This is a genomic window from Dysgonomonas sp. 37-18 (genome assembly GCF_001899125.1).
In the GTDB taxonomy this organism is placed as follows: Bacteria; Bacteroidota; Bacteroidia; order Bacteroidales; family Dysgonomonadaceae; genus Dysgonomonas.
Genome location: NZ_MKVC01000032.1, coordinates 74,424 through 87,305 on the forward strand (window position 1 = coordinate 74,424; position 12,882 = coordinate 87,305).

General features: G+C 38.2%; 5 protein-coding genes. All 5 read left to right on the plus strand.

What is annotated here, in order from left to right; all coding sequences use genetic code 11:
- Window positions 1–103: 103 nt before the first annotated feature.
- The 5 genes from BGO84_RS13035 to BGO84_RS13055 all read left to right on the plus strand — a co-directional run bounded on the left by BGO84_RS13035 (window position 104) and on the right by BGO84_RS13055 (window position 12,469).
- On the plus strand, window positions 104–1,336 hold the full coding sequence (locus tag BGO84_RS13035) for a glycoside hydrolase family 71/99-like protein (RefSeq protein ID WP_291029773.1): 1,233 nt from the start codon (window positions 104–106) through the stop codon (window positions 1,334–1,336).
- A 129-nt stretch (window positions 1,337–1,465) separates the two neighbouring features.
- Window positions 1,466–4,783: a sugar-binding domain-containing protein gene (locus tag BGO84_RS13040; RefSeq protein ID WP_291029763.1), complete on the plus strand. Its 3,318-nt coding sequence runs from the start codon at window positions 1,466–1,468 to the stop codon at window positions 4,781–4,783.
- 24 nt (window positions 4,784–4,807) lie between these two features.
- Window positions 4,808–6,073 (plus strand): glycoside hydrolase family 71/99-like protein, encoded by a 1,266-nt coding sequence (locus BGO84_RS13045; protein ID WP_291029765.1) that lies wholly within the window; start codon window positions 4,808–4,810, stop codon window positions 6,071–6,073.
- A gap of 225 nt (window positions 6,074–6,298) precedes the next feature.
- A complete protein-coding gene (locus BGO84_RS13050) occupies window positions 6,299–9,397 on the plus strand; it encodes a glycoside hydrolase family 2 TIM barrel-domain containing protein (protein ID WP_291029767.1) in 3,099 nt (1,032 codons plus the stop codon).
- 240 nt (window positions 9,398–9,637) lie between these two features.
- Entirely contained in the window at window positions 9,638–12,469 is a 2,832-nt protein-coding gene (locus BGO84_RS13055) for a triple tyrosine motif-containing protein (RefSeq protein WP_291029769.1), read from the plus strand.
- Window positions 12,470–12,882 lie beyond the last annotated feature (413 nt).

Consider the following 12,882-nt stretch of genomic DNA (forward strand, 5'->3'; position numbering starts at 1 on the left):
GTCGTAGCTAAGTGATATCGCAAAGAAAGACGAAACAATTAATTAAATAAAATACCAAATGAATTTTAAAGGAATTTTTTTTGTGCTTGCCGCAATAATATTGATGCTGCCCTCGGGTAGAATATTGGCGCAAGGGCGAAAGCATGCGCCAACAACTGCATATCCCAGTTACAAAGGAATGATCATGGCTGGGTACCAAGGGTGGTTTCGGGCTCCAGCGGATGGAGTTATGTATCCCGACGAAAAACAAGTACGCATAGACATGTGGCCCGATATGCGAGAATACGAAAAAACATATCTTACGGGGCTTAAACTAGCCGATGGGTCTACTGCACGCTTTTTCAGTTCTACTGATAAGAGTACAGTTGATCTGCATTTCAAATGGATGCAGGAGTATGGAGTTGATGGCGTTTTTATGCAACGCTTCTTCAGTGCTGCTCAGGCTAAAGCACGGCAAGGCGGTCAAACGGCAGTTATCAAGAATGCATTTGAAGCAGCGTCTAAGTATCAGCGTGCTATCGCTATCATGTACGATCTTTCGGGACTCAGCAAGTCGGGAGAAGACAGCTCAAGTCTCATAGAAGACTGGAAATACTTGGTTGACTCTATCAAGGTGACAAACCAGAAAGGAAATAAAACATATTTGTTTTTTAATGGTAAGCCGCTTGTTGCGATATGGGGTATCGGATTTCCCGACAGGCCTTATAATACTCGTGATATCGGTATTGATCGTTTTATCGATTTTCTCAAAAATGATCCTGAATATGGAGGCTGTAGTGTAATGCTTGGAGTTCCTACCTTCTGGCGCGAACTCAATGCAGACTGCCTTCCCGATCCTTACTTGCATACAATTATCCGCAAGGCAGATATTGTTCTTCCGTGGACTGTACAGCGTTTTTCTCCTCTATTGCACAATGATATGGATCGCTATCGTGACTTAATAATCGGAGATATAGAGTGGTGCAGACAAAACAAAATAGATTATGTGCCTTGTGTTACACCCGGTTTTAGCTGGCATAATCTCAGTAGGTTCGAGTTCCCTGATGATATTAAACCCTCCGGGTCGATACCGCGTCAGGGCGGGCGTTTTTACTGGCAACAGATATTCACGGCTATCAATGCAGGGGCTAGTATGCTTTATGTAGCTATGTTTGATGAGGTAAACGAAGGTACAGCTATATTCAAATGTAGCGACAATCCTCCGGTAAGTGATATAGCCAAGTTTGTAGGTATGGATGGTATGCCATCCGACCACTATTTGTGGCTTACAGGAGAAGCAACAAAAATGATGCGTAAAGAAAAACCATTGAGTATCAAAATGCCAAAACGAGAATAATTAATATTCTTGAATAATACTTTATAGCGTATTATTATATTGATTTTATACGAAAAATAACTGAGATAATTTTATAAATTTAAAAGGTTAATGCTTCTGCAACCTGAATAAATGCCAAACAAAATAAAAATGAGAAAGTATTTTATACTAACTGTTCTGATTGCCCTTTCCATTAGTATGTATGCAACGGAAAGAATAAAATATCCTTACCCGTTCAACCCTATGCAAGGGTTGGTAAATGATTTGGAAAAGCCATACAGACAAGAGTTATGCCTGAACGGTAAATGGGACTTTATGCCGATATACGGAGCGAAAGCGTCAGACTTTAAGAAGCCTGTGACTTTCAAAAAAGAAAACGTTGCTATAAAGATACCGTCACCATGGAATGTAAATCATTTTACAGACGGACAGGGGGGAGACTTTACTGCTTATCCAAGTTATCCCAAAGAGTGGGAAAAAGCCGAGATAGGCTGGATGCGGAAGAATGTGTCTGTCCCCTCAGATTGGAGTGGTAAACAGGTTATTCTTCATTTTGAAGCTGTGATGGGGAAAACGGAGGTGTATGTAAATGGTCAGAAAGTGGCTGAAAACTTTGAATTATTCCTACCCTTCGAAGCGGATATAACATCTTTCATAAAGCCCGGACAAGAAAATGAAATACTTGTGGGTGTAGCCAAAGGCAGCTTGTTTGATAATCATGGAAAATATGGGCGTAGAACCTACGTAGGAGGGTCTATGTGGGGCATCGAGATGGTAGGGATATGGCAAGACGTATATATGTTTGCCTATAATCAGGTGTATATAGAAGACTTGTTTATTCAGCCCGATGTACAGAATAAAAAATTAAGAATAGAGCTCGATATAAAAAACGCATCTTCGCAGAAGCGAACTGTAAACTTGGATGCTGAGGTAAAAAAATGGTACAATCTGGCTGGACGTACAATTAATGAAAGTCCCGAACAGAAAGGAGAGGTCGCTGCTCAGGCTTCATTGACTTTTTCTACAGAAAAAAAGATTGTATTACAACCCAACTCAACTACAAAAGTTATAATTGAAAAAACTGTAAACGGAGAACTCGAATATTGGACACCCGAAACACCAAATCTTTATGGCTTGGTCGTAAATCTGACCGAAAACAATAAAACAATAGATAAGAAGTATAACCGTTTTGGTTGGCGTCAGTTTACAATTTCAGGAGATAGGTTGTTGCTGAATGGCAAACAGATATTCTTAAGAGGCGACTCATGGCACTTTATGGGAGTACCTCAGATGACGCGCCGCTATCCTTGGGCGTGGTTTAGTATGCTTAAAGACGTGAATGCAAACGCAGTTCGTTTACATGCTCAGCCTTTCCCTCGTTTTTATCTGGATGTTGCCGACGAAATGGGTATCTGCATACTGGATGAAACGGGTATCTGGTCGAGCGACGGAGGGCCGAAGATAGATAGCGACGATTATTGGGAGAGTTGTGTAGAACATATTCGCCGTCTTATAAAAAGAGATAAGAACCATGCATCGGTGTTCGGCTGGAGTGTTTGCAACGAAACAGTTCCTGTAGCGGTACATGTATTTAAAGCACCTGAAGAGCTCATTCAAAAACAACTAGATGAGATAAATCGATGGGTAAAGGTGACAGCCGAACTAGACCCTACTCGACCTTGGATATCGGGCGATGGAGAAACCGACCGACCAACCGATCTGCCTACTGTTATCGGTCATTACGGTGGTATGGGCGGTATGCGGAAATGGGCATCGGAAGGAAAACCGTGGGGGATAGGAGAGCAGAGTATGGCATATTACGGAACTCCTAAACAATCATCAGAGTATAACGGTAATAGATCTTACGAGAGTATGCTCGGTAGGATGGAGGGTGTAGCAATAGAAAGCTATGAACTTATAAAAACTCAACGTGAGTTGAATGCTTCGTATAGCAGTATATTCAATCTGGCATGGTATGGATTGCAACCTCTTGAGCTGGGAATGAAAGATACAACACGCCCTCCTGTTGCAGATGATGGTATCTTCTTCGACTTCCAAGAAGGCGGATATGGAATGCAGCCGGAGCGCTTAGGCCCATATACTACTACTCTCAATCCGGGATATGATCTGTCGTTGCCCCTTTATAGAGAATGGCCTTTGCTAGATGCTGTGCGCAAGGCTAATGCAACGCCGATACTGCCGTATAGCGGAAAGATAGAAGATAAAAAAGAAATAGAAAAAGTAGTTCCAGCCGTCGATGCTATTGTATTATATGCCTCAGCAGATTCGAAACTAAAGGAAAATTTTGAAAATTTAGGATTGAAAATCCTCACTGATGCAAAGATCACAAATAAAACTTTGGTAATAATAGACGGAAATAATCCTCCGACAAACACTAAAGAACAACAGTTAAAAGTACAGAAGGCGATTGAAGCCGAAGCAAAAATTCTCGTAATGGGAGTAAATCCACAATCAAGAGATTTCATCAATGCTATCCTTCCTTATTCTGTATCGTTGGAAGATAGAAAAGCTACTTCGTTTTTGAAAGAGGGAACACCTATTTTGTTGCAAGGATTAAATCATGCTGATTTTTATTTCTCAGAACTTATTCCACGAGGCAAAACGGCAATGCATTATGGTATGTCAGGAGATTTTGTAATGAAATCGGATGTATTATTGAGAGCATGCAATACCGATTGGCAACGTTGGAATTATCAGGCTGAGACATCGAAGACCGCAAATGTCTTCCGTAGCGAGCGAGAATCTAAAGGAGCCGATGTGGTAATAGCCTCTCTCAAACAAGGGAATGCTGAAATAATTCTTTCTACACTCGACCTTTCAGAAATAGCCTTAGAGACTCAGTCTTTGCTTACCAAAATGCTATTGAATCTGGGAGCTGCTATTTCCAATGATAATATAAAAAGCATGCAGGCATTAGATACTAAGGCGCAGTTACAAAAGTCACTAGTTGTATCCTTAAGTAAAGATGCTCATTCGGTAGAAGATTTATTGTCAACCGATTTTCTGAAGGGTGAGGCGGATATTATTCCTCAACTGAATACAATATCTGACAATCAATCGTGGGCAGTAGCAATTGCCGAAAATGGATTGTTTTCATTGGCAAAGCCCGAAAGAGACAGAACGGCTGTGGCTTATATGAGTTTTTGGATATATAGCCCACGCTCATTGAGTAATCTGCTGGCTGAGCCTGATATGCCGAGTTTGGATATGTTTTTAGACTTTGAAGGTGGATTTGCAGTTTACCTGAACAAGAATAAAGTATTTTCAAAAGAAAGCGTTGGGCAGGCAGAGACTAAGGTTCCTAATATAATGCTGGATAAAGGATGGAATCATATGGTTATAAAATTGGTGAATCCGAGGAATAATTCCCAGATAAAAACGAACATCCGTTTCAACTCGGCAGATAAAAACTTTATGAAGCAGATATTATCGTCTGTAGTAAGATAACGTGAAATAAAGAAAGAATAAGACATGAAAATAAAATCGATATTATTATCCTTTTTCATATTGACTTGTATAGTCTCTTGTGGACAGAAACAAAATAGCACATCGAAAGAGAATGATAAGAATTATAAGTACGATTCGTATAATGGTTTGGTAATGGCGGGCTATCAGGGTTGGTTCAATGCCCCGGATGATGGTGCTAACAGGGGTTGGTATCATTACAAAGGGAGAAAAGGATTCTGTCCCGGATCGAGCTCAGTAGACTATTGGCCTGATGTATCGGAATATGAGAAGACATATAAGACAGAGTTTGTTTTTCCCGATGGAAGCCCTGCATATACCTTTAGTTCGTATGACGAGTCTACTGTTGATACCCATTTTCGATGGATGAAAGAATATGGACTCGATGGTGTATTTATGCAACGGTTTGTGAATGAAATAAAGAATCCGAGCGGCAAGAATCATTTCAACAAAGTGCTGACCTCGGCAATGAAGGCAGCACAGAAATATCAACGGGCTATATGTGTGATGTACGACCTGAGTGGCATGCGCTCGGGTGATGAAAAAGTTTTGCTGGACGATTTTGACGAGTTGGTAAAAGCTTATGACATCAAAGATCAAAAGAAAAATCTGTCTTATCTCCATCACAATGGAAAACCATTGGTGGTGATATGGGGCGTAGGATTTAATGATAATAGAGCATACGGATTATCTGATATAGAAATCATGGTGGATAAACTTAAAGAAAGCGGATTTAGTATTATGCTGGGAGTCCCTACATACTGGCGTACTCTTACTTCAGATACTATGGAAGATCCGAAGCTCCATGAGTTGATAAGAAAAAGTGATATAATTATGCCTTGGTTTGTAGGGCGTTACAATGAGGCTTCATATTCTCCTTTTGCCAAGCTTATATCTGAAGACATAGCCTGGTGTAAAGAAAATAAAGTAGATTATGTTCCTTTGGCCTTCCCCGGCTTTTCGTGGAAAAATCTGAAAGGTGATAATACCTTGCAGATACCTCGTAATAGAGGTTCATTTTTGTGGAAACAAATGAGTGAGTCGATAAAAGCAGGTGCAAAGTCTCTCTATATAGCAATGTTTGATGAAATTGATGAGGGAACAGCCATCTTCAAATGTGCAACACAAGTTCCTGTTGGCATATCGGGAAGCACTTTTGTTCCTATCGAAGAAGGATTGCAGAGTGATCATTATTTATGGTTGGTAGGAGAAGCAGGTAAAATGCTTCGCAAAGAAAGAGAGTTGACAACCTCTCTGCCTCAAAGAAAATAAATATCTTTTGGTAGATCATTAGAGAATGAGTTCCTCCTAAAGTTTTACCCATTTGATTTCAGATAGCGGCTTATAGAATGCTTATAGCCGCTATTGTTGTATAACAACCGAATACAAAAGCATAGAAACATTTTGCAAGGATGGTTGAAAATGACTATATTTAACATCTTTAAGTCAAATGCCAGTGTAAATTATTTAATTGTTAATTTTATATCATAAAAATTCATGAAATTAAACTTGATCTTAGCATTCCTTTTGGTTGCTGTTATGGCAACATCTCAAACAAGAGATTGGGAGAATCCCGAAGTTTTTGCTATCAATAAAGAAAAACCCAGAGCCACGTTCTTGTCCTATCCCGATGCAAAGCTTGCAGCTCAAGATGACTATTCGGCATCACCTTACTTTATGTCGTTAGATGGTACTTGGAAGTTTCATTGGGTGGCTAAGCCATCCGAAGCTCCTGCTGATTTTTATAAAGAAAACTATGATGTAAGCAAATGGACAGATATGCCTGTACCGGGAAATTGGGAGTTTAACGGATTTGGTATTCCCATCTACACCAATGTAATTTACCCATTCGCAACAAATCCGCCTTATGTAAATGAGAACGATAATCCCGTAGGTTCGTATAAGCATCAATTTGATCTCCCTCAGACATGGGACGGACGCAAAGTGTTCATTCACTTTGAAGGTGGAACTACCGCTATGTATCTGTGGATAAATGGCCAGAAGGTAGGGTATACCGAGAATGCAAAGAGCCCGGCTGAATTTGATATTACTCCTTATGTGCGAAAAGGAAAAAATACATTAGCTTGTCAGGTTTATAAATATAGTGATGGGTCGTACATTGAAGATCAGGATATGTGGCGATTGGGAGGTATCAATCGCAGTGTTTATCTCTATAGCACAGCAGAGACACGTATATCAGACTTTTTTGCACATCCTGACTTGGATGCTAATTACAAGAATGGGTTGTTTAGTCTTGATGTGGAATTGAAAAATTATGCTACCCAGAATAAAAATCAAACAGTAGAAGTTGCTTTGCTCGATGGTACAGGAAAAAGTGTATTTAGTAAATCTCAAAAAGTAACTGTTCCTTCTAATGGTTTGAAAGAAACAACTTTTAGCGGTACAGTGTCTAATCCGTTAAAATGGACAGCCGAAACGCCTAACTTATATACTTTGCTGATCTCTCTGAAAGATGAGAAAAACAATATTGTAGAGGTTACATCTAGCAAAATAGGTTTCCGTAAAATAGAAATCAAAAAAGCCCAAGTCCTTATTAATGGAAAAAAGGTGTACTTTAAAGGAGTCAATCTGCACGAATATAATTATAAGACAGGGCAGGTTGTAAACCGCGAGGTGATGATGCGCAATATACAGTTGATGAAAGAATTGAATATTAATGCCGTGCGTACATCTCACTATCCTCAGCCTACATTGTGGTATAAGCTGTGCGACCAATACGGAATCTATCTGGTAGATGAGGCAAATCAAGAGTCGCATGGATTGGGATATGGTCCGAGCAATGTATCTAACCTTCCTGAATGGAATGCCACTCATATGGACAGAATAAAGAACGTGGTGGAAAGAGATAAAAATCATGCGTCTGTTATTTTCTGGTCGTTAGGGAATGAGTCTGGCAATGGCAAAGCATTTTTCGATACTTATGATTGGGCAAAAGCAAGAGATAAGAGTCGTCCAGTGCAATACGAACAAGCACATCAAAGAGACAGGAATACTGATATATTCTGCCCGATGTATCCATCATGGGAATCTATGAAGCGTGATGCTGCCAGAGATTTGGAGAAACCTTATATTATGTGTGAATATGCACATGCTATGGGAAATAGTATGGGTAATATGCAAGAATACTGGGACGTTATGCGTAGCAGCAAGAATATGCAAGGAGGTTTTATTTGGGAATGGTACAATCATGGTTTCCCTGCAAAAGATGATCAAGGCAGATTCTTTTGGGCGTATGGCGGCGACCTCGGCGGATATAACCTTGTTAATGATGGAAATTTCTGTATGGATGGTATGATTAGCCCCGATCAGAATTATTTGCCACATACTCACATTGTAAAGAAAGTGTATCAGAATATACTATTCAAAGTGAAAGACTTGAATAATGGTATCATAACAGTGATAAATGATTATAAATTCACTGATCTTACAAATGACAATTACTCTTACGAATGGGTGTTGTTGAAGAATGGCAACGTGGAATCGAAAGGAATATTTGACGTATCCGTCCCTGCCGACTCTCAGAAAGATGTGAAACTAAATATACCGCAAATAAAGGCTGAGCCGGGAGTAGAGCATTTCTTGCAAGTTTACGCTTACAATAAGAAAGAAACAGCTTTCCTAAAGGCTGGATTTGAAGTAGCAAAAGAAGAATTTGCATACGATACAAACAACTATTTTACTGAAAAAGGAAAGTCAGGCTCATTAAATATTTCTAAAGAGCAGGATCAGATAATCGTAACAGCAGGCACTCTGAAATATCAGTTTGCGACAAAAGACATTCGTCGTGGACTTACCCGGTTTGAGAGCGACGGAAGACCTGTAATGCGCGAATTGCCTCGTCTCAACTTCTGGAGGGGGCCTACCGATAATGACTTTGGAGCAAACGATCAGATTAATCTTCGCTTGTGGGAAGTGGCAGGAGATAATACGCGTTACAGCTATTTGGGCAGTGAAGAGAAAGACGGAAATATTGCTATAAAATATGAATGCAAACTGTCTGCCATAGAAGCAAAAGTAGATCTGACGTATACTGTAAATAAGGATGGAAGCCTGAATATAAAAGCTGATTATAAGGCATTGTCAGATAATTTGCCGGATATGATGCGATTTGGAATGATAATGACTTTGCCTAGAGAATACAATGACTTTGCATGGTATGGACGTGGTCCTCATGAAAATTATATAGATCGCAAACATGATACATTCATGGGTGTTTGGAAAGGAAAAGTAGAAGATCAGGCATTTAGTTATTATCGTCCACAAGAAACAGGAAATAAAACTGATGTGCGTTGGTTGACTCTCACAAATGACCAGAATAAAGGTGTTCGTGTTGAAGGAGGGCAACCTTTGTCTGTAAGTGCAACTAATTATAAGCCGGAAGATCTGGATCCGGGTAGAACCAAAAAGCAACAGCACTGGTCGGATGTATTGCCTCGAAATGAAGTCGTACTTTGTGTTGATTTGTTTCAACGCGGGGTAGCCGGCTTAGATTCGTGGGGTGCAAGACCTTTAAGCAAGTATAGTTTTACTGATAAAGAATATAGTTACAACTTTACGATAAGCCTTGAGAAGTAACTTATAAAAAATATAATACTCATGAAATGCTTGTGTTAAATAAAAACACAAGCATTTCTTTTTTATTTAAAAGGAATACAATCTCTACTGTCTACCGAATGAAAGGCTTTTAACTACAGTATACTCTCTATCCAAAAAGTTTAAGTCATACATCATCTTATTTATTTGAAATTATGTTGTTATTTTTGTACAAGTTCGTAGAAGTAGTAATATAGACAAATATGTAACACAAGATATCACATGAAAAAGAGTTATGCTAGTTATTTATTATGTATCCTATTGCTTTGTTTATATTCCTCTTTTGCAAAAGCAAATAATCCATATATTGTAAACTTTGATAGAAACACATACGGTGCAGCAAACAAAAACTGGTCTATAGATCAGGATGAAAGAGGGTGTACTTATTTTGGAAATGATATCGGGTTGCTACAATTTAATGGCGTAGAGTGGAAGCTTTTTCAGATGGCCAACAGGTCTGTGGTAAGGAGTGTGGCAGTACTCGATCATCAAACGATATTTACCGGCGGTTATGAAGAATTTGGCCTTTGGAAAAGGGACATTTCCGGGCAATTGAAATATACATCATTAAAATCTTTGGTTGATCAGAAATCGATGCAGGAAAATGATTTCTGGAAGATATGGTTTAATGATAATAAGGTGTACTTTCAATCTTTTAATTCCATTTTCATATATGATTATAAAACTGTTAAGCAAATAAAGATAAATAAGAATATTCTTTTTTTGCTGAAAGTACGTGGACAATTTTGGGTACAAGAAATGCAAGGCGAATTGTTCCGATTGATAGACGATAAGCTTACAAAAATAAATGATGGAGCGTTTTTCACAGGGAAAGATGTCAGAACGATTTTACCTTACAAAAAAGATCAATATTTGATCTGTACTGCAACTAACGGTCTTTATATCTATGATGGGGTGAAAATCTCCCCTTGGAATACTCCCATTTCATCAGCGTTGAAGCTAAATGAACTTAATTGTGGATTACTCACTTCACGAGGGACATATTTCTTTGGTTCTATCCTTAACGGTATATATGAGGTTGACGGAAACGGCAATATATTAAATCATTTTTCTACAGCCACAGAGCTTAACAACAATACGGTATTATCGTTGCGCGAAGACAAAAACGGAAATTTTTGGGCCGGATTAGATAGGGGGATAGCATATATACAGTATCTCGATAACATGAGCTATTATACTGACCCGAATGGAAATATAGGGGCTGTATATGATGCTTTTTATTGGAAAAATAAACTCTATATAGGAACTAATCAGGGGCTGTTTTATATGCCTGAGGGTAAACTGCAATCAGTAAACTCTCTAGAAAACCTTAGATTGGTAAACGGAACGCAAGGACAAGTATGGAGCTTGCGTGTTATAGACAATAAGCTGATATGTTGCCACAATCGTGGAGCGATGATTATCGAGGATGATAAGTCATATCCTTACCTGCCTTTTATAATGTCTGGCATCTATGATATAAAAGAATATACGGTAAATAAAGCTGAAATATTGGCTGTATCAACTTACAATCACCTGAAGATAGTTCATAAAGGAACAAATAAGGTGTATGATATAGACGAGAGCCGAGGACCTGTCTTCAAGAGTGAACTCGATCATCTGGGAAATATATGGGTTCAACATCCATACAAAGGGACTTACAGATACCTATTCAATGAGGATGTGATGGGTGTAAAGAGCTGGAGTTATTATGGAGATAATACGCAAGAAAATCTTCCTCATAAATTATCCATGTTTAAAGTGGGAGGGCGTATAATCTTGTTCGGTGATAATAATTTTCTGACGTATGACGAAATAGATAATACGATCAAGCCAAACGAGAAGCTGAACAACTGCTTTAAGTCTATTAATAAAATAAAGAAGATTATTCATATCAAGGATAATTCTTTCTGGGCTATAACGGATAAAAGCCTTTTCAAATTCAGTTACGATGGGAGTGAAGCCAAAATTGAAGAAAGATATAATATAGGTGTTCACAAACTATCGTTAGTAGAAGGATACGAGAATATTTCTATCTTGAATGATTCAATAAACTTCATTTGTTTAGATAATGGCTTCCTACTCTATAATGACAAAATTCCTGCAAAGAAATATAAGTCGGTTCAGGACAGACCATATCTGGAAACCTTAGAGATAAAATCAACGAAAGGAAAGTTCGATTTTAGAGATCCGGCAACATTGTCTGAGGTGCCTTACGAATATAATTCGGTTACTTTTAGTTTTATATCCGATCAGGTATTAAGCCGGAATCTTTTATTCCAGTACAAGCTGGTAGGAATAGATAATGAATGGTCGAAACCTCAGAAGATAGATAAAGTAACCTATGACCGTTTATCTGCCGGAAAATATACGTTTATGCTTCGTACTACAGACAATATTGGTTACACATCCGAGATTACTACGTCTCAGTTTGTTGTATTGTCTCCTTGGTATTTATCTTTGTGGGCTTACCTGATCTATATATTACTTATTATGTTTGTTGCATATATCGTATGGGTTATCATCCTAAGGAGATATAAGAATAAACACCTGCAAAAAATAAGACAGAGAGAAGCCGAAAGACTACAAACCATAAATCAGGAATTGCAAAGTGAAATAGAGAAAAAAGATGCCGAAATATTTGATCAGACTTCATTTACTATCCAAAAGAATGAGATTATACTGTCTATAAAAGAAGTGATTGATGAGTTTTGTCTTTCAAGTGATAATAAAACTTTGAAGCTTTTATATCAGAAGGTATTGCCTATCTTAAACAATAATTTGGAGGATGATAATGACTGGAAAATCTTACTAATAAAATTTGAACAGAAACACACTAATTTCTTCAAGAAATTGAAGATTCTATATCCCGAACTCACCCCCAACGACCTTAAACTTTGCGCATGTTTGAAGCTAAATCTCGAGACAAAAGACATTGCCTCTCTTATGAATTTATCGACGAGATCGGTCGAAAACAATCGTTATAGACTGAGAAAGAAACTTAACCTCAGGTCTACACAGAATCTAAATGATTTTATTTTAAATCTCGATTGATTTTAAATAATTATCTGTAATACATATGTTTATATCTGTTAGAGTGGAAAGTGTGCATTGTTAATGTACGTTAAATAGAGCGTGTGCGTATTTGATGTGAACCCTCCTTTTATATCATTTTGTCTGTGTGCTTTAATTTTGGCATAAATCTAAATATCATGGAAAGAGTCACCTCACTCTATAGCCGGTTGGCTATTGTAAACATTACTCCTGCCTTATTATTTAGATTAATTGGTTAACAGTTAATTAAAGTAATTTGAACTATGAAAAAATCCAAAAAAGACTTTATTTCAGGGAATCTGAATTCACTGATTTTGCGGTATTTATTATGGCTCTTTCCTAAAAGTTGTGGAGATATAATTTTTCCTAACTTTGTTTAATGGAAAGTGGCTATGAATTATTATTACCCGAAG